The organism is Pseudomonas sp. Hp2, assembly GCF_006386585.1.
Classification (GTDB): Bacteria; Pseudomonadota; Gammaproteobacteria; order Xanthomonadales; family Xanthomonadaceae; genus Pseudomonas_S; species Pseudomonas_S boreopolis.
Window position 1 is genome coordinate 302,082 of sequence record NZ_VAHJ01000002.1, and the last position, 20,474, is coordinate 322,555.

Sequence of the window (20,474 nt, forward strand, 5' to 3'; positions counted from 1 at the left end):
CACGACGCGCCCATCGGCACGACGGCATGACAGCTCTGAAGAGGTCGTCTAGCGCGGCGATCCGGTGTCGGGCGAATCGGTCGTCGGGGCGGGCGGGGCCGGGAGCCGACGGGCCGCCTGTATCCAGCCGCGTGCAGTGAAGCCAAGGGTAATGCGTGGCGATGGCCGGTGTCTAGGGGCGCCCTGGACCTCGAACAGGTGGCGTTGGGCCTGGAGACCCGCGCATGGCCTTGTCCGGCCAGGTCCGGGCGATGCCGGGCTTAGAATGTCCGCCGTTCCATGTGCGGAGTACGGGCAAGCTGATGTGGTACGTGATCGAAGGGTATGACGGCGAGCGGGCGCTCGAGGGCCGCAGGACGGCGCGGCCGGCGCATCTGGAGCGCCTGAAGCAGTTGCAGGCGGAAGGCCGGTTGCTGGTAGCCGGGCCCTGTCCGGCGATCGATGCCGAGGATCCGGGCGACGCCGGTTTCAGCGGCAGCGTGGTGATCGCCGAGTTCCCTTCGCTGGAGGCGGCGCGCGCCTGGGCGGACCAGGACCCGTACGTGGCCGCCGGCGTCTACGTGCGCGTCGACGTGCGCCCGTTCCGCAAGGCGCTGCCATGAGCCCGCGCGAAGCGCGCATCCGTGCCGCACTGGAGGCGGCGTTCGCGCCGGTCGAGCTCGAAGTGGAGGACGACAGCCACCGTCACGCCGGCCATGCCGGCGCGCGCGACGGCCGCGGGCATTTCAACGTGCGCATCCGCAGTGCCGCCTTTGCCGGCATGACGCCGCTGGCGCGGCACCGGGCGGTGTATGCCGCCCTCGGCGAGATGATGCAGACCGACATCCATGCCCTCGCGATCGACGCGGCGCCGCCGGCGTGAGGAGGGCGATGTCCCGGGACATCGAGGGGACAAGAAATGGCCAGGAATGCCTGGATTTTTGTTGCGATGCAGCGAATGTGAAGGTCGGGTGACGAACTTCTAAGTAACTGAAATTTAAGATTTCCGTGGGCTGCGTCGGAAAACCGGCGGCCCCGGGTTTCCTAAACGGCTTGAAAACGATTACAGTCCGCCCGGTTTCATGCAGTCTCGGCCGCGGAGGGCGGTACGTTGACCAGAGCTACGATCACCATCAAAGACGTGGCACGCGAGGCCAAGGTCTCGGTCGCCACCGTGTCGCGGGCCTTGAACGGGCATACCAACGTGGCCGAGCCGGTGCGCCAGCACGTCCTGGCGGTGGCCGAGCGACTGCGCTACAGCCCGCACGCGGCCGCCCGCAGCCTCAGCAGCCGGCACACCCAGACCATCGGCGTGGTGCTGCCCGACCTGTACGGCGAGTTCTTCTCCGAGCTGGTCCGCGGCATCGACGGGGTGGCGCGGGCGCGCCGCCAGCACCTGCTGGTCTCCAGCTACCACGGCAACCAGGACGAGCAAGGCCAGGCGCTGCGCGCCATGCGCGGGCGCGTGGACGGCTTGCTGGTGCTCTCGCCCTACGCGGAGAACCCGGGCTTCCTGACCGCCAACCTGCCGCCGGCGCTGCCGACCGTGCTGATCAATACCCGCCTGCCGGACGAGCAGTACCCGGTGCTGAGCATCGACGACCATGCCGGCGCCGTGGCGATGACCGAGCACCTGCTCGCGGCCGGCCACCGGCGCATCGCCTTCATCGCCGGCCCGGAATCCAACTTCGACGCGCGCGAGCGCCTGCGCGGCTTCCGCGACGCGATCGCCGCGCACGATGGCGAAGCATCGGGCATCGAGCTGCCGGGCGATTTCGACGAGGCGTCCGGCTACCGCGCCGGGCAGGCCTTGCTCGCGAGCGGTCCGCTGCCCGACGCGGTCTTCGCCGCCAACGACATGATGGCGCTGGGGTGCCTGTACGCGCTGACCCATGCCGGCGTGCGCGTGCCGGCCGACGTCGCCCTGGCCGGTTTCGACGACATCCCGCTGGCCCGCTTCGTTCATCCGCCCTTGACCACGATGCAGGTCAGCATCGCGGAACTGGGCGGGCAGGCGATGACCCGCCTGCTCGCCCTGATCGATCATCCAGGCGCGGTCGACAGACAGCGCCAAACCCTCGTTCCCGCGCTGATCGTGAGGGAATCCTGCGCATCGAGGTGACGTTTGCCGCGCCGGCGCCGGGTTTCCGCGTCGCAGGCGCTTTTTTCAGGCGGCCTTGCCGCCTTTGCCGGTAGTTGGGGAACCGTATCCACGCCGTAACCAGGAATCGAACCCCGGGAGGGTCAGAAATGGCAGATCAACGAAATACCGAAGCAGGACGACCATCACGCAGGCTGCTTGCCTGCGCATTGGCCAGTTGCCTGGCGCTGGCGGCCGCGCCGGCTTTCGCGCAGAGCACCGCGGCGACCATCCGCGGCCAGGTCACGGCCGATTCGGCCCCCGCCACGGACGCCAGGGTGACCGCCACCAACGTGGCCACCGGGCTCAGCCGCACCGTCCAGGTCGGCGCCGGTGGCGGCTATGCGGTGGCGGGCCTGCCGCCGGGCACCTACCGCGTCGAAGTGCAGTCCGCGGGCGGCAGCAACAGCCAGACCATCACCGTGCAGGTCGGCCAGACCGCGACGTTGAACCTGGGCGTGGGCGGCGTGGCCGCCAATGCCGGCGGCGGAGCGGCCACCACGCTCGATACGGTGCAGGTCACCGCGCCGTTGGCGGTGGAGACCAAGACCTCCGAGGTGGCCACCTACGTCACCACGCGCCAGATCGAGGCGCTGCCGCAGACCTCGCGCAACTTCCTGGCGTTCGCCGACACCGTGCCGGGCATGCGCTTCGAGACCAGCCCGAGCGACGGATCCACCCGGCTGCAGTCCGGCGCGCAGAGCGCGAACAACATCAACGTGTTCATCGACGGCGTGGGCCAGAAGAACTACGTGCTGGCCGGCGGCATCACCGGGCAGGATTCCAGCCGCGGCAACCCGTTCCCGCAGCTGGCGATCGGCGAGTACAAGGTCATCACCTCCAACTACAAGGCCGAGTACGACCAGCTGAGCAGCGCGGCGGTGTCGGCGGTGACCAAGTCGGGCACCAACGAATTCAAGGGCAGCTTCTTCTGGGACTACGCCAACACCGACATGCGGGCGACCCGGGAGACCGAGAAGGAGCAGGGCGGCAAGGACCGCTCCAAGGACGAGCAATACGGCTTCGCGTTCGGCGGCCCGATCGTCAAGGACGTGGCGCACTTCTTCGTGACCTACGAGGGCAAGGACTACATCGCGCCCAAGGACGTCGTTCCCGGCCAGGGCTACAGCGTGTCCGACCTGCCGGCGTTCCTGCAGTCCTCGGTCCGCAACAGCTCGGTGCCGTTCCACGAGGACCTGTACTTCGGCAAGATCGACTGGTCGATCGGCGAGAACAACCTGCTGGAGCTCACCGCCAAGCGCCGCGAGGAGACCGACCTCAGCAATGTCGGCGACCAGAACACCGAGTCGTACGCGACCGACAACAAGGTGGACGAGACGCGCATCGACCTGCGCTGGCAGTTGACCGCCGGCGACTGGCTCAACGACGCCCACCTGACCTACGAGAAGGCCTTCTGGTCGATGGAGCCGAAGAATTTCGGCGCCGGCTACGTGCTGACCGACGGCGAGGGCAACACCGGCAACGTGATCCTGGCGACCGGCGCCGGCTCGGGCGGCTACCAGCGCAAGGGCCAGCAGGGCCATTCGTTCCAGGACGACCTGACCTTCACCGGCTGGGAAGGGCACACGCTGAAGATGGGCGTGAAGTACAAGCAGGTGGACCTGAAGACGCTCGAGCAGCAGCCCTACAACCCGCAGTTCTACTACGACATCGGCGACAGCACGTCGGTCCCGTACTACGTCAGCTTTTCCTCCGGCATCACCGGTACCAGCCAGGGCCAGCTGAGTTCCAAGAACAAGCAGTTCGGCATCTACTTCCAGGACGACTGGGAAGTGACCGACCGGCTGACGCTCAACCTGGGCGTGCGCTGGGACTACGAGAAGACGCCGAGCTATCTCGACCACGTGACCGATCCGGACGTGGTCGCGGCGATCTACGGCCAGGACCCGAACGCCCCGGCCGGACAGACCTACGCGCAGACGCTGGCGCTGGGCGGGATCGATATTTCCAACTACATCAGCGACGGCAGCAGCCGGCATGCGTTCAAGGATGCCTGGCAGCCGCGCCTCGGCTTCTCCTACGACCTGTCGGGCGACGAGAAGCACGTGCTGTTCGGCGGCGCGGGACGCGCCTACGACCGCGACCTGTTCGACTACCTGGCGCTGGAGCAGACCAAGGCCACCTACGGCAGCTACGGCTTCAGCATCGACACGGCCGGGCACCCGTGCACCGTGGGCAGCGGCACCTGCCTGGCCTGGGACGAGTCGCTGCTGCAGCAGTCCACCCTCGATGCGCTGGTGGCGGGCAACTCGGCCGTCGGGCGCGAGGTCGACCTGCTGTCCAACAACCTCAAGGTGCCGTATTCGGACCAGTTCAGCATCGGCATCCGCGACACGTTCCGGATGTTCGGCTACGACTGGAACAGTTCGGTGACGCTGCAGCGCATCGTGTCCAAGGACGGCTTCGTGTTCCTGCTGGGCAACCGCCTGCCGGACGGCAGCTTCTTCGAGCCGGGCACCATCTCCGGGCCGCCGTGGAACAACGGCGTGCCGGGATACGGCTCGCTGATCCTGGGCACCAACGGGCTGGAGACGCGCAACAACTCGCTGCTGCTCAGCCTGGAGAAGCCGTACACGAACGAGTCGCCCTGGAGCCTCAACATCGCCTACACCTACAGCAACGCCAAGGAGAACCGCCAGTTCGGCGAGCACTACGCGCTGGACTACCCGACGCTCTCGGACTACGGCTGGTTCACCTCGAGCGGCGTGGCGCGCCACCGCCTGGTGGTGAGCGGCGTCGCCGACGGGCCGTGGGACACCACGTTCTCCGGCAAGCTGACCCTGTCCACGCCGGAGTACTACTACACCGACTATTGCCCGGTCGGCGTGGACGGCCAGTGCCGCATCCGCCAGTTCCATCCGGACACGACGCTGGGCTTCAAGCAGCTCGACCTGGCGGCTCAGAAGGTGTGGGACACCGGCTCGAACATCAAGCTGCGGGCGCGGCTGGACGTGCTGAACGTCTTCAACTGGAAGAACTTCGACTCCTACAGCGTCGATTGGGACAACGGCACGGCCACCGGCTTCGACCAGTACGTGACCCGGACCGCCAAGCTTTCGTTCGGACTGGATTGGTAGTGCCGCGGCCGCGGTTGCGCTCCCGGGAGGACGCGACCGCGGCCGAGGATGTATCTTCTCGAAGGTTTTTGAAATCGATTACATGAGCGGGGTTTGATGAACAGGGGACTATTCTCGAAGTGGCTGGCGGTACCTTTGGTGGCATGCCTGGGACTGGCGGCGTGCCAACGCGAAGAATCGCAGCCGGCCAAGCCGCAACCTGCCAGGCCCCCCGTCATCCTGATCGAGGCCAACGTGCCGCCGCGCCCGCTCAAGCCCGAGTTGCCGCCGCTGTTCAGCGACATAGAACGGCGTACCTTCCAGTTCTTCTGGGACACCACCAACCAGGAGAACGGCCTGACGCCGGACCGCTACCCGTCGCGCCCGTTCGCCAGCATCGCGTCGGTGGGCTTCGCCCTGACCGCCTATCCGATCGGCATCGAGAACGGCTGGATCAGCCGCAACCAGGCGATCGACCGCACGCTGACCACGCTGAAGTTCTTCCGCGACGCGCCGATGGGGCCGCAGCGGGCGGGACGGGCCGGCTACAAGGGGTTCTACTACCACTTCCTCGACATGCAGCAGGGCCAGCGCTACAACAGCTGGGTCGAACTGAGCAGCGTGGACACCGCGCTGCTGATGATGGGCGTGCTGTTCGCGCAGTCGTACTACGACGGCGACGATCCGCGCGAGAAGGAGATCCGCGAGATCGCCGACGCGCTGTACAAGCGCGTGGACTGGGCCTGGATGCAGAAGCGCGCGCCGCTGGTGTCGATGGGCTGGTTCCCGGAAAGCGGCTTCATCAACCACGACTGGATGGGCTACAACGAGGCGATGATGCTGTACGTGCTGGCGCTGGGCTCGCCCACCCACGCGGTCGCCCCGGAAGCGTGGGAAGTGTGGACCCGCACGTACAACAACGACTGGGGCGTCTACCAGGGACAGGAGTACCTGTCGTTCGGCCCGCTGTTCGGCCACCAGTACAGCCATGTCTGGATCGACTTCCGCGACATCCAGGACCAGTACATGCGCGAGCGCGGCATCGACTACTACCTCAACAGCCGCCGGGCCACGCTGGCGCAGCGCGACTACGCCATCGAGAACCCGATGAAGTGGAAGGGCTACGGCGAGAACGTCTGGGGCCTGACCGCCAGCGACGGTCCGCAGAACACCAGCCAGGAATACCGCGGGGAGCAGCGCCAGTTCCGCCACTACTCCTCGCGCGGCGCCGGCCTGCGCGAGAACTTCGACGACGGCACGATAGCGCCGACCGCGGCGATCTCCTCGCTGCCGTTCGCGCCGGAGGTGGTGATCCCGGCCACGGTGGAGATGCACAAGCGCTACGGCGACTTCCTGTATTCCAGCTACGGCTTCCTGGACGCCTTCAACCCCAGCTTCAACTACGACATCCCGCTCAAGACCGGGCGGCTGATCCCGGACCGCGGCTGGGTGGCCAGCGACTACATCGCGATCGACCAGGGGCCGATCCTGGCCGGCATCGCCAATTACCGCGACGAGTTCGTCTGGACGGTGATGAAGAAGAACAAGTACATCCGCCGCGGCCTGGAACGCGCCGGCTTCACCGGCGGCTGGCTGACGCCGGAAGGCGAGTCGCAGCCGGCGCCGCAGAAGGACGAGGAAGCGGCCAAGGCACGCGCGCTGGGCATCGCCGAGTCGCGCGCGGCCGCGGCCGAGGCACAGGAGAACCCGGCCCAGCGCCAGCAGAAGCCCGAGTGACGCGTGGCCAGCATCCGTAACCTGATCGCCGCCGCGCTGCTGCTCGCCGCCACCGCCTGCAGCGGGCCGCCGCAGGGCGAGACCATCCGCTTCTGGGCGATGGGCCGCGAGGCCGAGGTCGTCAGCGGCCTGATCGACGACTTCGAGAAGGAGAACCCGGGCATCCACGTGGATGTGCAGGCGATCCCGATGACGGCCGCGCACGAGAAGCTGCTCACCGCCTTCGCCGCGGACGGCCTGCCGGACGTGTGCCAGCTCGGCAATACCTGGATCCCCGAGTTCGCGCTGCTGGACACGCTCGAACCCCTGCAGCCGTACATCGACCGGTCCACGGTGGTCGACCCGAAGGACTACTTCCCGGGCATCTGGGATACCAACCTCATCGACGGGCAGGTGGTCGGCGTGCCCTGGTACGTGGACACGCGCCTGCTGTTCTATCGCAAGGACATGCTGCGCGAGGCCGGGGTGACCAGGCTGCCGGTGACCTGGGCCGAGTGGAACGACGCGATGGCCGCGGTGAAGAAGCACGTCGGTCCCGACCGCTACGCGATCCTGCTGCCGCTCAACGAGTTCGAGCAGCAGCTCTCGCTCGGCCTGCAGTTCGACGATCCGCTGCTGCGCGACCACGACAACTACGGCAACTTCCGCGGCCCCGGCTTCCGCAAGGCGCTGGCGTTCTACGCCAACATCTTCGAGCAGGGCTGGGCGCCGAAGATGTCGGAGACCCAGATCTCCAACGTCTGGGACGAATTCTTCGACGGCTTCTACGCCTTCTATCTGTCGGGCCCGTGGAACATCCGCGAGTTCGGCCTGCGCGAGCCGCCGGCGTTGAAGGGGCAGTGGGGCACGATGCCGCTGCCGGGCCCCAACGGGCCGGGCGCGGGCATCGCCGGCGGCGCCAGCCTGGTGATCTTCCGTTCCTCCGAGCACAAGCAGGCGGCCTGGAAGCTGATCGAGTTCCTGTCGCGGCCGCAGGTGCAGGCGCGCTTCCACGCGCTGATCGGCGACCTGCCGCCGCGCCGCAGCACCTGGGACGCGCCCTCGCTGGCCAGCGACGAACTGGCCAAGGCGTTCCGCGAGCAGCTGGAACGGGCCAAGCCGACGCCCAAGGTGCTGGAATGGGAGCGGATCGTGCAGGAGATGCGGCTGGTGACCGAGCGGGTGGTGCGCGGCGGCGAGCCGCAGGACAAGGCCGTGGAAGAACTGGACAGGCGCGTGGACGAGATCCTGGCCAAGCGGCGCTGGATCTATGCGCAGGAACATCCGTCGCCGGCCACCGGGGAGGCACGGCCATGAGGCGCAGCTCGCTGGCCGGCTGGGTCTTCGCCGGCCCGGCCCTGATCGTGATCGGCGTGTTCTTCGGCCTGCCGGTGCTGTCGGCGCTGGCGCTGAGCGTCACCGACTTCGACCTCTACGCGCTCGCCGACGCCAGCCACCTGCGCTTCATCGGGCTGGGCAACTACATCGACCTGCTGCAGACGCCCATGTTCTGGAAGTCGTTGTGGAACACCACGTACTTCGTGGTCGTCGGCGTGCCGCTGTCGATCGCGGTGTCGCTGGGCGCGGCACTGCTGCTCAACGCGCCGGCGGCCCGCTTCAGGGCGCTGTTCCGCACCGCGCTGTTCGCGCCGGTGGTGACCACGCTGGTGGCGGTGGCGGTGATCTGGCGCTACCTGTTCCACACCAGCTACGGCCTGGTGAACTGGGCGCTCGGCCACCTGGGCATCCCGCCGGTCGATTGGCTCGGCGACCCGGCCTGGGCGATGCCGACCATCATGCTGTTCGCGGTGTGGAAGAACTTCGGCTACAACATGGTGATCTTCCTGGCCGGCCTGCAGGCGATCCCGCACGACCTGTACGAGGCCGCGCGCATCGACGGCGCCAACAAGCGGCAGCAATTCCTGCACATCACCCTGCCGCAGCTGGGCCCGGTGCTGCTGGTGGTCAGCGTGATCACCGTCTCCGGCTATTTCCAGCTGTTCGCCGAACCGTACGTGATGACCCGCGGCGACCCGCTGCAGAGCACGGTCAGCGTGCTGTACTTCATGTTCGAGGAAGGCTTCAAGTGGTGGAACCTCGGCCGCGCGTCGGCGGTCGCGTTCCTGCTGTTCCTCATCATCCTGGCGGTGACGACGGTGATGCTGCGGCTCGGCCGCAAAAAGGAGTTCCTGTGAGTCCCTCGCAAAAGCGGCGCACGTCCATGTGCGCGGGTCCTTTTTCATGAGCCGGGAAGTGGGCCAATCGCGCTGGAACGGCGTGCTCGTGAACGGGGGGCTGGCGCTGATCGCGCTGGTCAGCCTGGCGCCGTTGCTCTGGATGGTGTCGGTGTCGTTCATGCCGCGCGGCGAGGCCAGCCATTTCCCGCCGCCGCTGCTGCCTTCGCACGCCACGCTGGACAGCTACCGCGAGCTGCTGGCGCGCACCGGCATGGCGCGCAACTTCGCCAACAGCCTGCTGGTGTCGCTGTCGATCACGCTCGGCTCGCTGCTGGTCAACACCATGGCCGGCTACGCCTTCGCCAAACTGCGCTTCGCCGGGCGCGAGCGGATCTTCCAGATCCTGCTGGCGGCGCTGGTGATCCCCGCGCAGGTGGCGATGCTGCCGCTGTTCCTGCTGATGAAGCAGTTGCACCTGGTCAACAGCTTCGGCGGGGTGGTCGTGCCGGCGCTGGCGACGGTGTTCGGCATCTTCCTGGTCCGCCAGTACGCGCGCGGCATCCCTGACGAACTGCTGGAGGCGGCGCGCATCGACGGCGCGAGCGAGCTGCGGATCTTCTTCCAGATCGTGCTGCCGATGCTCAAGCCGGTCCTGGTGACCTTGACCATCTTCACCTTCATGGCCGCCTGGAACGACTTCATGTGGCCGCTGATCGTGCTGACCGACCAGGAGCACTACACCTTGCCGGTGGCGCTGGCGGCGCTGTCGCGCGAGCACATCATGGACGTGGAACTGATGATGGCCGGGGCGGTGGTGACGGTGATTCCGGTACTGTTGCTGTTCCTGGCGCTGCAGCGCTATTACATCCAGGGCCTGCTGCTGGGGAGCGTGAAGGGGTGAGAATGGCGCGGTTGGGGGGCAGGGATGGCATGGACCTGGAGCGAAACGCGATGAGACGGTGGCGATGAGATTGCGATCCTGGAAATGGCCGGTCGCCGGCCTGGTGATGGCCTGCACGGTTTCGCAAGCGTCCGCGACGGAGGCCCGCGTGCTGGATGGATTCGACGACATATCCGCCTGGAAGCTGGTGGTCTCCAACCAGGTCAGCGGCTCGCTGCGCCCGGTGGCTTCCCCCGGCGGCGGCAAGGCGCTGTGCCTGGACTACAACTTCAACGGCGTGTCCGGCTACGTCGGCATCCGCCGCGAGCTGCCGGTCCAGTACCCGCAGAACTACGAGCTCTCGTTCAACATCCGCGGCGACTCGCCCGCCAACGACCTGCAGTTCAAGCTGATCGACGCCAGCGGCGACAACGTGTGGTGGGTCAACCGGCCGGGATTCGCGTTCCCCAGGAACTGGACCAAGGTGGCCTATCTCAAGCGGCACGTCGAGAAGGCCTGGGGCCCAAGCCCGGACAAGGAGCTGCGCAGCAGCGCGGCGGTCGAGTTCACGATCTACAACAAGGTCGGCGGCAAGGGCACCGTATGCTTCGACCGCCTGGCGATGGCCGAGCTGCCGCCGCCCGACGAATCGCCGTATGCCGCCCATGTCATCGCCGACACCGCACCGGCGCTGGAGCAGCGCATGGCCGACGGCAAGCCGGACACGTTCTGGCTCAGCGGCAACGTCAAGCAGCAGACCGTGACGCTGGACCTCGGCAAGGTGCGCGAGTTCGGCGGCGCCATCGTCAACTGGGTGCCGGGCCTGCAGGCCTCGGTCTACGAGGTGCGCTCCTCGGTGGACGGGCGCGAGTGGAAGCTGTTGCGCGACGTGGTCGCCGGCGGCGGCGACACCAGCTGGCTGGCGCTGCCCGAGAGCCAGGCGCGCTACCTGCGCTTCGACCTGAAGGACGGCCCGAACTTCCGCTACGGCATCAAGGAGATCAAGGTGCAGCCGCTGGCGTTCGCGGCCACGCCGAACGACTTCGTCAAGTCGCTGGCGGCGCAACTGCCGCGCGGCAGTTTCCCGCGGGGCTTCTCCGGCGAGCAGCCGTACTGGACCATCCTCGGCCTGGACGGCGGCACCGAGCAGGGCTTGATCGGCGAGGACGGCGCGGTCGAGGTGGCCAAGGCCGGCTTCAGCATCGAGCCTTTCCTGCTGGTCGGAGGCAAGCGCCTGGCATGGTCCGACGTCGGCAGCCGGCAGAGCCTGCAGGGCGGCTACCTGCCGATCCCGAGCGTGGACTGGCACCACGAGCAGGCCGACCTGCGGGTCACCTCGTTCGTGCAGGGCACGCCGGACAACGCGCAACTGGTGGCGCGCTACCGTCTGAGCAACCCGGACAAGGTGCCGCACGACGTCACCCTGGCGCTGGCGATCCGGCCGTTCCAGGTCAATCCGCCGTCGCAGTTCCTCAATACCCAGGGCGGCGTCAGCCCGATCCAGCAGCTGGCGTTCAACGGACCGATCGCCAGCATCAACGGCAAGCCGCGCGTGTTCGCCGCGCAGGCGCCGGATGCCGCTTTCGCGACCGCCTTCGACAGCGGCATGGACGTGGCGCACCTGCTCGACAAGCAGGTGCCGGCGACGGCGCAGGTCAAGGACGCCACCGGCCTGGCCTCCGGCGCGATGCTGTACCGCTGGACGCTGCAACCGGGCCAGGCGCGCGAGATCGCGCTGGTCATTCCGCAGACCGGCCCGGCGCAGATGCCGGCCGGTTTCGACGCCGAGAAGGCGCAGCAGCAGGTGGCGCAATCCTGGCGCGACAAGCTCGACCGCGTGCGCATCGAGGTGCCGGCGGAAGGCCAGCCGGTGGTGGACACCCTGCGCACCGCACTGGCGCACATGCTGATCTCGCGGATCGGCCCGCGCCTGCAGCCGGGCACGCGTTCGTACTCGCGCAGTTGGATCCGCGACGGCGCGATGATCTCCGAGGGGCTGCTGCGGCTCGGCCGCGAGGACGTGGTGCGCGAGTACGTGGACTGGTTCGCGCCGTACCAGTTCGAGAACGGCATGGTGCCCTGCTGCGTGGACGACCGCGGCAGCGACCCGGTGCCGGAGAACGACAGCCACGGCGAGCTGATCTTCAACATCGCCGAGTACTACCGCTACACGGGCGACAAGCCGTTCCTGGAACGCATGTGGCCGCACGTCACCGGGGCGTACGGCTACATGGAGCAGCTGCGCCTGAGCGAGCGCACGGAATCCAACTTCATGGTCGACCCGGCCTTCTACGGGATGATGCCGGTGTCGATCAGCCACGAGGGCTATTCGGCCAAGCCGGTGCACTCGTACTGGGACAATTTCTGGGCGCTGCGCGGCTACAAGGACGCGGTGGCGATCGCCGAGGCCCTGGAGCGTCCCGAGGACGCGGCCCGGTTCGCGGCCTCGCGCGACCAGTTCCAGCAGGACCTGGACGCCTCGCTCAAGGCGGCGGTGCGCCAGCACCAGATCGACTACCTGCCGGGCTCGGCCGAACTGGGCGATTTCGATCCCACCTCGACCACCATCGCGCTGGCGCCGGGCGGCGAGCAGGGGCGGTTGCCGCCGGAGCTGCTGGACGGCACCTTCGAGCGCTACTGGAACGAGTTCGTCGCGCGCCGCGACGGCAAGCGCGAATGGAAGGACTACACCCCGTACGAATGGCGCAACGTGTCGGCGTTCGTGCGGCTGGGATGGCGCGACCGCGCCTGGGACGCGCTGTCGTTCTTCTTCAAGGACCGCACCCCGCAGGCGTGGAACCAGTGGGCGGAAGTGGTCTCGCGCACGCCGCGCGCGCCGTTCTTCCTCGGCGACCTGCCGCACGCCTGGGTGGCTTCGGACTTCGTGCGCTCGGTGCTGGACATGTTCGCCTACGAACGCGAGAGCGACGACAGCCTGGTCATCGCCGCCGGCCTGCCGCCGCGCTGGTTCGAGGGGCAGGGCGTGGCGATCTCCGACCTGCGCACGCCGCAGGGGCGACTGGGCTACTCGATCAAGCGCAGCGACAAGCGGCTGCTGCTGCAGGTGCAGACCGGGCTGGTGCTGCCGGCCGGCGGCGTGGCGTTCCCGTGGCCGTACGCGGGCGAGCCGGGCGAGGCCACGATCAATGGCGAGCAGGCGCAATGGCAGGGCAACGAGCTGCGCATCCGGCAATTGCCGGCGCAGGTGGAGGTCGAGGTGCCGGCGTCGGTGCGCCGGGCCGAGCGCAAGGCTCAATGACGGGTCCGGCGCGGCGCGCGACGCGCGCGATGGCGGCGGTGCTGCTGGCGTTGGCACCGCTGGCCGCCGCCGCCCGGGACGAGGTGGCGGGCATGTCGCTGGTGACGCTTAACCTGCACCACGACCGGGGCGACTGGCCGGCGCGGCGCGAGTACATCGCCGGCGAACTCGCCGCGCTGCGTCCGGACGTGATCGCCTTGCAGGAAGTGATCGAGCGCGAGGGCAGCGTCGCCAACCAGGCGGCCTGGCTGGCGCAGCGGCTGGGCTACGACTACGAGTTCGCCTCGGTGGACCCGGCCGGCGCGCCCAAGCGCTACGGCAACGCGCTGCTCACCCGCCGGCCGGTCCTGGCCCGGCACCAGCGCCTGCTGCAGCCGCTGGACGACTATCGCGTCGCCGCGCAGGTGCGCATCGACGTGGACGGGCAACCGGTCAGCGTCTACGTCACCCATCTCAACGAGCGCGCCGACGGGCGCGGACGCGCGACCCGTACCCTGCAGGTCGCCGACCTGCTGCGGTTCGTCGCCGACACCGCCGGCGGGGCGCCGGTGGTGATCGCGGGCGACTTCAACAGCGCCGCCGATGCGATCGACCTGGAAGCGCTGCGCAAGGGCTACGGCGACAGCTATGGCAGCGTGCACCGCGACGCCCGGGTGAGCACGCTGAACATGGAGGTCTACGACAGGCCGGCGCGGATCGACCACGTGTTCTTCCAGCAGCAGCGCCTGCTGGCGCGCGAGGCGAGGATCCTGTTCGATCTGCCGGACGCCCATGGGCGCTGGGCGTCGGATCATTACGGCGTATGGACACGGCTGCAGTTCGCGCCATTGCCGGCGCGGTCGATGGTGGATGCATCGTCGACGAAGCCTTGACCTGAAGCCCTTCTCCCGGCGGGGCGAGGAGGCACGGCTTGCGCACCACGGGTGCGCGTGCCTTTGAGCGCCCACGCCGCTGGCGTGGGCCGGGGCGCGAAGCGGGGATTGGGGTGAGGGTATGAAGGCGAAGCCCCCGGCCCCGTGCCCTCATCCGCCCCTTCGGCGCACCTTCTCCCCTCGGGGGAGAAGGGAATAGCTCACCCCGCGGCACGCACCTGCCGCACGATCGCCGCGGCCTTGGCCGAGGTGTCGCGGATCTTGTCCCACTCGCCGCCGGCGACCCAGTCGTTGGGCACCATCCACGAGCCGCCGATGCACAGCACGTTCGGCTGCGACAGGAACTCGGCCGCGTTGGCCTCGCTGATGCCGCCGGTCGGGCACAGCTTGAGATCGGCGAGCGGTCCGGCCAGGCCCTTGAGCATGGCCAGGCCCCCGACGGCGCTGGCCGGGAACAGCTTGCACACGCGGAAACCGCGCGCCATCAGGGCCAGGAACTCGGTCGGCGTGGCCGCGCCCGGGACCACCGGCAGCGGCGCCTGCGCCAGCGCATCGGCCAGCGCCGGCGGCGTGCCCGGGGTCACCAGGAAGTCGGCGCCTGCATCGATCGACTGCTGCATCTGTTCGGCCGAGAGCACGGTACCGGCGCCGACCACCACGTCCGGCAGTTCCTTCTTCAGCACCGCCAGCGCTTCCATCGCGACCGGCGTGCGCAGGGTCAGCTCGATCGCCGGCAAGCCGCCTTCCAGCAGCGCGGCCGACACGCGGCGGGCCTGGTCCAGCGTGTGGACGGTCACCACCGGCAGGATCCCGGCGGCGCGGAGCAGTTGTTCGGCTTTCTGTTGGTGCTGGGCGATGCTCATGGCGTTCTCGGTGTCGTAAAGCAGGAATTGGGGATTCGGGATCGGGGATTCGGGGCGGTGTCCTGGCTCTGCCAATCCCCGATCCCGAATCCCCGATCCCGGCATTTCAAGCGTCCTTGGCTTCGTGCGGGGCTTCCGCCGCGACCGGCGTATGGCCCAGGTCGTATTCGGCGTCGTATTCCCACAGGCTGCCGTCGGCGTTCATCGGTCCGCAGGAGATCGAGATCGCGCCCTGGTCGGCCGGGCCGACCACGCGCCGGTTGATCGCGAACAGGTTGCGGCCCAGGTCGTTGCCGGCCGGCGCGGTGTTCGGCGCGATCTCGCGCGCGGCCCATTCCTCCGGCGATACCTTCACTTCCAGGGTGCCGGCCTCGCCGTCGAGCACGACGATGTCGCCCTCGCGGATCCGGCCGATCGGACCGCCGCGCGAGGCTTCCGGCGTGACGTGGATCGCCGCCGGGAACTTGCCGGAAGCACCGGACAGGCGGCCGTCGGTGACCAGCGCCACGCGCCGGCCCTGGTTCTGCAGCATGCCCAGCAGCGGCGCCAGCGAATGCAGTTCCGGCATGCCGTTGGCGCGCGGCCCCTGGTAGCGCACCACCGCGACGAAATCCTGCGGCAGCAGGCCGGCGGCATGCAGCTTGTTGAGCATCTGCGGCGCATCGACCACCACCGCGGGCGCCTCGATGCGGCGGTACTCGGGCTTCACGGCCGACAGCTTGATCAACGAACGGCCCAGGTTGCCGCGCAGCAGGCGCAGGCCGCCCTGCGCCTCGAACGCATGGGCGACCGGGCGCACCACCGCCTCGTCGGCGCTGGCCTGCGCGCCCGGCACGTAACCGACCTTGCCGCCCTCGTGCAGCCGCGGTTCCTGCGCGTAGGCGCGCATGCCGCCCTCGACCACGGTCGGCAGGTCGTCATGCATCAGCCCGGCGTCCATCAGCTCCCGGAACACGAAGGCGGTGCCGCCGGCGGCGTGGAAGCGGTTCACGTCGGCCTCGCCGTTGGGGTAGACGCGCGCCAGCAGCGGCACGGTCCGCGAGATCAGGTCCATGTCGTCCCAGGTCAGGACGATGCCGGCCGCGCGCGCCACCGCGATCCAGTGGATGGTGTGGTTGGTGGAGCCGCCGGTGGCCATCAGCGCGACGATCGCGTTGACGATGGCGCGCTCGTCGATGAGCCGGCCGAACGGGCGGAAATCCTGGCCCAGCGCGGTGATCGCCAGGGCGCGCTCGGTCGCCGCGCGGGTCAGCGCGTCGCGCAACGGCGTGCCGGGATTGACGAACGAAGCGCCCGGCAATTGCACGCCCATCGCTTCCAGCAGGACCTGGTTGGAGTTGGCGGTGCCGTAGAAGGTGCAGGTGCCCGGCGCGTGGTACGAGGCGGCCTCGGCTTCGAGCAGCTCCTCGCGCGTGGCCTCGCCGGCCGCGTAGCGCTCGCGCACTTCGGCCTTCTTCTTGTTGGGGATGCCCGGGGTCATCGGCCCGGCCGGCAGGAACACCGCCGGCAGGTGGCCGAAGGCGAGGGCGCCGATCAGCAGGCCCGGCACGATCTTGTCGCACACGCCCAGGTAGACGGTGCTGTCGAACATGTCGTGGCTCAGGCCGATCGCGGCGGCCTGGGCGATCACGTCGCGCGAGAACAGCGACATCTCCATGCCGGCGCGGCCCTGGGTGACGCCGTCGCACATCGCCGGCACGCCGCCGGCGACCTGGGCGGTGGCGCCGAGCGCGCGCGCGGTCTCGCGGATCAGCTCGGGATACTGCTCGAACGGCTGGTGCGCCGAAAGCATGTCGTTGTAGGCGGTGACGATGCCGAGGTTCGGCGTCGCGTCGGCGCGCAGCCGGCCCTTGTCGGTCGGGCCGCACGCGGCGAAGCCGTGGGCCAGGTTGCCGCAGCTCAGGCGGGCGCGGAACGGGCCGTCGCGCAGGGCGGCATCGATGCCGGCGAGGTAGGCCGCGCGCGACGGCGCGCTGCGCTCGCGGATGCGTTCGGTGACGGCTTGGATGTTGGGATGCAGGCTCATTGGCTACCGGCTATGAGTGGAGCGGGAAGGACCCGCTTTTCGTTAGGTCCCCGCACATGGATGTGCAGGCTCTTGCGAGGGACTCGCATCTTCAAGTCCCCGCACATGGATGTGCGGGCTCCTTAAGGGCACCAGTGCACGCGCAGCCGCGGCCCGGGCAGGTCGATGGCGGCGCGGATCGGGTATTCCAGCGGATCGTCGCCGGCCAGTGCCGCTTCCAGCACCTCCAGCTTCTGCTTGCCGCGCAACAGCAGCAGGCGCGTGCCGGCCATGGCCAGCCCGGCCGGCGTCAACGTGATCCGCAGCGGCCAGCTGTTGGAGCCGGGGCAGCCGGTGGCGTCCAGCGAAGCGTAGGGCGCCGGATTGGCGAGCGCCTTCGGCAGGTCGGACGCGCCGGGAAACAGCGAGGCGGTATGGCCGTCGCCGCCCATGCCCAGCACCGCCACGCACGGCGCGGGCGCGTGCCGGGCGTGCAGGTTGGCCGAATGCACGCATTCCTCGATCGGCTTGCCGGGACGGACCAGCGGCACGAAGCCCATGCCCTCGGCATGGTCGAGCAGGCTGTGCCCGACCAGCCAGGCATTGCTGTCCGGATCCTGCGGCGACAGCCAGCGCTCGTCGACCAGCCCGGCCTCGACCTTGCTCCAGTCCAGCGCGCGCGTCGCCAGCGATTCGTACACCGGCGCCGGCGTGGTGCCGCCGGACAGCAGCATGCGGGCGTGGCCGTTCTTCTCGATCTCGTGGGCGAGGATGCCGGCCAGTTCGCTGGCGACGCCCTCGATCCAGTCCTGGGGCTCCTCGTGGCGCACCAGCGCGATGCGCTCGTGGTTCTGCAGCTTCATCGGATCACCTCGCGTTCGGCATCCACGGCGTACGCGGCCGCGCCCAGCAGGCCGGCCTGCGGGTGCATCACCGCCAGCGACGGGACGCGCGACATGATCGACGAGAAACGGCCCTTGTTCTCGAAGCGCTGCCGGAAGCCGGAATGCAGGATCGAGTCCAGCAGCCGCGGCACCAGCCCGCCGGTGAGGAACACGCCGTCCCAGGCGCCCTGGACCAGCACCAGGTCGCCGGCGATGGCGCCGAAGATCGCGCAGAACAGGTCGACCGTGCGCGTCGCGCGCGGATCGCCGGCGGCCGCGCGCGCGGTGATGTCCTTCGGTTGCAGCGGCCCCGGGTCGACGCCGGCGATCTCGCTCAGCGAACGGTAGATGTTCACCAGCCCCGCGCCGCAGATCAGGCGCTCGTTGGAAACGCGGCCGAATTGCTGCGACAGGATCTCCAGGATCCGGATTTCCTCCGGCGTGCCCGGCGGGAAGCTGGCATGGCCGCCTTCGGTTTCCAGCGGATAGCAGCGGCCGCCGCGGATGACCAGGCCGCCCACGCCGAGCCCGGTGCCGGGACCGATCACCGCGTAGTTGCGCGGTTGCGTCACCGGCGCAGGTTCCCAGCCGGCGCCGCCGACCTGCACCACGTCCTCGGGCCTGAGCAGGCTGATCGCCATCGCCTGCGCGGCGAAGTCGTTGATCAGGTGCAGGCTGTCGAAGCCGAGCATGCCGGCGGTGCGGCTGCGCGAGATCACCCAGGGGTGGTTGGTGATGCGGGCCTCGTCGCCGTCGACGCGGCCGGCCACCGCGAACACGCCGCGCGCGGTGGGCACGCCGGTCTGTTCGAGGTAGTGGCTGGCGGCGTCGCCGAGCGAGGGGAACTCGACCACCGGGTACTCGCGCACGGTGTCGGCGAGCAGCGGGACCGAGGCGTCGATGTCGGCCAGCGCGAAGCGCGCATTGGTGCCGCCGATGTCGGCGACCAGCACGGGCTTGGACAGCGCCAGGTTCATGCGTCCGCTCCGTGGTCGTCGATGCCGGGCGGCAGGAACGCGCGCGCGCGTTCCGGGCCCCAGGTGCCGGCCGGGTAGGACTCCAGCGGCAGCCCGGCCTTCTTCCAGGCCTCGCTGACGCTGTCGATCCAGGCCCAGGCGGCCCTGACCTCGTCGTCGCGCACGAACAGCGCGTGGTTGCCGTTGAACGCATCCAGGAACAGGCGTTCGTAGGCGATCCGGCGATGCAGGCCGGTCGGCACCGACAGCTCCAGCTCCAGCGGCTGCAGTTCCAGCGCGCCCCATTCCGGGCCGGCCAGGCTGCTCATCAGGCCCAGCTCGATGTTCTCCTGCGGCTGCAACTGGAAGGTGAGCCGGTTGGGCACGGCCTGCTTGCGATGCGGACGCTCGAACAGCCAATGCGTGACCGGCTTGAGCGTGACCACCACGCGGGTGGTGCGCTCGGGCATGCGCTTGCCGGTGCACAGGTGGAACGGCACGCCTTCCCAGCGCCAGTTGTCGATGCGCGCGGTGACGCCGACGAAGGTCTCCACGTCGCTGCCTTCCGGCGGCTGGTAGGCCTGCGCGGGCTGGCCGTTGATGGTGCCGGCGGTGTAGCGGCCGCGCACGCTGTCGCGCGCGGCGTGCTCGGCGGTCAGCGGCCGCAACGCGCGCAACACCTTGACCTTCTCGTCGCGGATGCGGTCGGCCTCCAGCGAGGCCGGCGGTTCCATCGCCACCAGGCACAGCAGCTGCAGGATGTGGCTCTGGACCATGTCGCGCAGCGCGCCGGAGCGGGCGTAGTAGGCGTCGCGCCCGTCCACGCCCTCGCTCTCGGCGACCAGGATCTGCACCGACTCGATGTAGTTGCGGTTCCACACCGCCTCGAGCAGCGTGTTGCCGAAGCGCAGCGCGATCAGGTTCTGCACCGCGGCCTTGCCCAGGTAATGGTCGAGCCGGAACACGCGGTCCTCGTCGATCAGCGCGCCGATCGACTGCAGGATCTCCTGGGCGCTGGCCGAATCGTGGCCGATCGGCTTTTCCAGCATCAGGCGGTGCGGCGGCGCCAGCGCGCCGCCCTCGGCCAGGCCCTGGCAGGTGCTGATGTACAGGCCCGGCGGGATCGCCAGGTAGCTCACGCAGGGGCGGTCGGTCAGTTCGCGCACGGCATTGGCGACCGAGCTCGCATCGCGCAGGTCCACCGAGCGGTAGTCGATCCGCTGCAGCAACGCCTCGATCTGGGCCGCACTGGCGTGGGGCAGGGCCTGTTCCAGGCGCGGCCGCAGGATGTCGTGGAACTTGGGCGTGTCGTGGGGCGAAAGCGCCAGTGCACGGACCCGGAAATCCTCCGGCAGCAAGCCATCGATCGACAGGCGCAGCAGGGAGGGGAAGAGGTAGCGCTGTGCCAGGTCGCCGGTGGCACCGAACAGGAGGAGTGTGGTGTGCATGGATCGAGTTTCAGATTCCTGTGACATCGTTGTCAATGAAGTGGCCCAAGGGGTTCCAGGCGTTCTGGTGATCGGGTTGGCCGCATCGGTTCAAGGCGTATGCGCACACATCGGGATCCCTGCCCACGGAGGTGAGCCCCCGATTGTTGCAGCAAAGGGCCGGCATGTTTAGGGCGCACCGGGCATACCTGGACGATCGTTATGGAATGTCTGGCCCG

General features: G+C 69.0%; 15 protein-coding genes. 10 read left to right on the forward strand and 5 right to left on the reverse strand.

From position 1 onward, the window contains the following. Positions 1–302: 302 nt before the first annotated feature. The 10 genes from FD678_RS06340 (at position 303) to FD678_RS06385 (ending at position 14,100) form a co-directional block, all read left to right on the forward strand. Positions 303–602, forward strand: a complete 300-nt coding sequence (locus tag FD678_RS06340; RefSeq protein WP_140721881.1) for a YciI family protein — start codon at positions 303–305, stop codon at positions 600–602. Then, complete coding sequence (locus FD678_RS06345; protein ID WP_140720526.1) at positions 599–862, forward strand: BolA family protein; 264 nt, start codon at positions 599–601, stop codon at positions 860–862. Before FD678_RS06340 ends, FD678_RS06345 begins: the two co-directional genes overlap by 4 nt. A 228-nt stretch (positions 863–1,090) precedes the next feature. After that, the gene (locus FD678_RS06350; protein WP_140720529.1) at positions 1,091–2,101 is read left to right on the forward strand and encodes a LacI family DNA-binding transcriptional regulator; all 1,011 of its coding nucleotides are present in this window, start codon (positions 1,091–1,093) and stop codon (positions 2,099–2,101) included. 128 nt (positions 2,102–2,229) lie between these two features. Next, on the forward strand, positions 2,230–5,217 hold the full coding sequence (locus FD678_RS06355) for a TonB-dependent receptor (protein WP_140720531.1): 2,988 nt from the start codon (positions 2,230–2,232) through the stop codon (positions 5,215–5,217). 96 nt (positions 5,218–5,313) lie between these two features. Then, the gene (locus tag FD678_RS06360; RefSeq protein ID WP_140720533.1) at positions 5,314–6,933 is read left to right on the forward strand and encodes a glucoamylase family protein; all 1,620 of its coding nucleotides are present in this window, start codon (positions 5,314–5,316) and stop codon (positions 6,931–6,933) included. A gap of 3 nt (positions 6,934–6,936) precedes the next feature. Further along, positions 6,937–8,229: a sugar ABC transporter substrate-binding protein gene (locus FD678_RS06365; protein WP_140720535.1), complete on the forward strand. Its 1,293-nt coding sequence runs from the start codon at positions 6,937–6,939 to the stop codon at positions 8,227–8,229. Then, on the forward strand, positions 8,226–9,107 hold the full coding sequence (locus FD678_RS06370; RefSeq protein ID WP_140720537.1) for a carbohydrate ABC transporter permease: 882 nt from the start codon (positions 8,226–8,228) through the stop codon (positions 9,105–9,107). The genes FD678_RS06365 and FD678_RS06370 overlap by 4 nt, the downstream gene beginning before the upstream one ends. Positions 9,108–9,153: 46 nt before the next feature. After that, positions 9,154–9,990: a carbohydrate ABC transporter permease gene (locus FD678_RS06375; RefSeq protein ID WP_140720539.1), complete on the forward strand. Its 837-nt coding sequence runs from the start codon at positions 9,154–9,156 to the stop codon at positions 9,988–9,990. Positions 9,991–10,054: 64 nt separating this feature from the next. Next, positions 10,055–13,228: a discoidin domain-containing protein gene (locus FD678_RS06380; protein ID WP_218569550.1), complete on the forward strand. Its 3,174-nt coding sequence runs from the start codon at positions 10,055–10,057 to the stop codon at positions 13,226–13,228. Then, positions 13,225–14,100, forward strand: coding sequence for an endonuclease/exonuclease/phosphatase family protein (locus FD678_RS06385; RefSeq protein WP_177497604.1), 876 nt, complete (start codon positions 13,225–13,227; stop codon positions 14,098–14,100). The genes FD678_RS06380 and FD678_RS06385 overlap by 4 nt, the downstream gene beginning before the upstream one ends. 200 nt (positions 14,101–14,300) lie before the next feature. Here the strand turns inward: FD678_RS06385 and FD678_RS06390 are convergent, their stop codons facing one another. From FD678_RS06390 to zwf, 5 genes are all read right to left on the reverse strand, one after another. Further along, positions 14,301–14,963, reverse strand: a complete 663-nt coding sequence (locus FD678_RS06390; protein ID WP_140720541.1) for a bifunctional 4-hydroxy-2-oxoglutarate aldolase/2-dehydro-3-deoxy-phosphogluconate aldolase — start codon at positions 14,961–14,963, stop codon at positions 14,301–14,303. A 106-nt stretch (positions 14,964–15,069) separates the two neighbouring features. Then, positions 15,070–16,983 carry a phosphogluconate dehydratase gene (gene edd, locus FD678_RS06395; protein WP_218569605.1) on the reverse strand — a complete coding sequence of 638 codons (1,914 nt, stop codon included), beginning with the start codon at positions 16,981–16,983 and terminating at the stop codon, positions 15,070–15,072. A gap of 128 nt (positions 16,984–17,111) precedes the next feature. Then, positions 17,112–17,831: a 6-phosphogluconolactonase gene (gene pgl, locus FD678_RS06400; protein WP_140720545.1), complete on the reverse strand. Its 720-nt coding sequence runs from the start codon at positions 17,829–17,831 to the stop codon at positions 17,112–17,114. Continuing rightward, the gene (gene glk / locus FD678_RS06405) at positions 17,828–18,829 is read right to left on the reverse strand and encodes a glucokinase (RefSeq protein ID WP_140720547.1); all 1,002 of its coding nucleotides are present in this window, start codon (positions 18,827–18,829) and stop codon (positions 17,828–17,830) included. The genes pgl and glk overlap by 4 nt, the downstream gene beginning before the upstream one ends. Beyond that, positions 18,826–20,256 carry a glucose-6-phosphate dehydrogenase gene (gene zwf / locus FD678_RS06410; RefSeq protein ID WP_140720549.1) on the reverse strand — a complete coding sequence of 477 codons (1,431 nt, stop codon included), beginning with the start codon at positions 20,254–20,256 and terminating at the stop codon, positions 18,826–18,828. Before zwf ends, glk begins: the two co-directional genes overlap by 4 nt. Positions 20,257–20,474 lie beyond the last annotated feature (218 nt).

Bases quoted from the DNA above. Each gene is read 5' to 3' on its own strand.
- zwf (WP_140720549.1), bottom strand. From the start codon at position 20,256: ATGCACACCACACTCCTCCTGTTCGGTGCCACCGGCGACCTGGCACAG.
- FD678_RS06375 (WP_140720539.1), top strand. From the start codon at position 9,154: ATGAGCCGGGAAGTGGGCCAATCGCGCTGGAACGGCGTGCTCGTGAAC.
- FD678_RS06355 (WP_140720531.1), top strand. From the start codon at position 2,230: ATGGCAGATCAACGAAATACCGAAGCAGGACGACCATCACGCAGGCTG.
- FD678_RS06370 (WP_140720537.1), top strand. From the start codon at position 8,226: ATGAGGCGCAGCTCGCTGGCCGGCTGGGTCTTCGCCGGCCCGGCCCTG.
- FD678_RS06380 (WP_218569550.1), top strand. From the start codon at position 10,055: ATGAGATTGCGATCCTGGAAATGGCCGGTCGCCGGCCTGGTGATGGCC.
- pgl (WP_140720545.1), bottom strand. From the start codon at position 17,831: ATGAAGCTGCAGAACCACGAGCGCATCGCGCTGGTGCGCCACGAGGAG.
- FD678_RS06360 (WP_140720533.1), top strand. From the start codon at position 5,314: ATGAACAGGGGACTATTCTCGAAGTGGCTGGCGGTACCTTTGGTGGCA.
- FD678_RS06340 (WP_140721881.1), top strand. From the start codon at position 303: ATGTGGTACGTGATCGAAGGGTATGACGGCGAGCGGGCGCTCGAGGGC.
- FD678_RS06385 (WP_177497604.1), top strand. From the start codon at position 13,225: ATGACGGGTCCGGCGCGGCGCGCGACGCGCGCGATGGCGGCGGTGCTG.
- FD678_RS06390 (WP_140720541.1), bottom strand. From the start codon at position 14,963: ATGAGCATCGCCCAGCACCAACAGAAAGCCGAACAACTGCTCCGCGCC.
- FD678_RS06345 (WP_140720526.1), top strand. From the start codon at position 599: ATGAGCCCGCGCGAAGCGCGCATCCGTGCCGCACTGGAGGCGGCGTTC.
- glk (WP_140720547.1), bottom strand. From the start codon at position 18,829: ATGAACCTGGCGCTGTCCAAGCCCGTGCTGGTCGCCGACATCGGCGGC.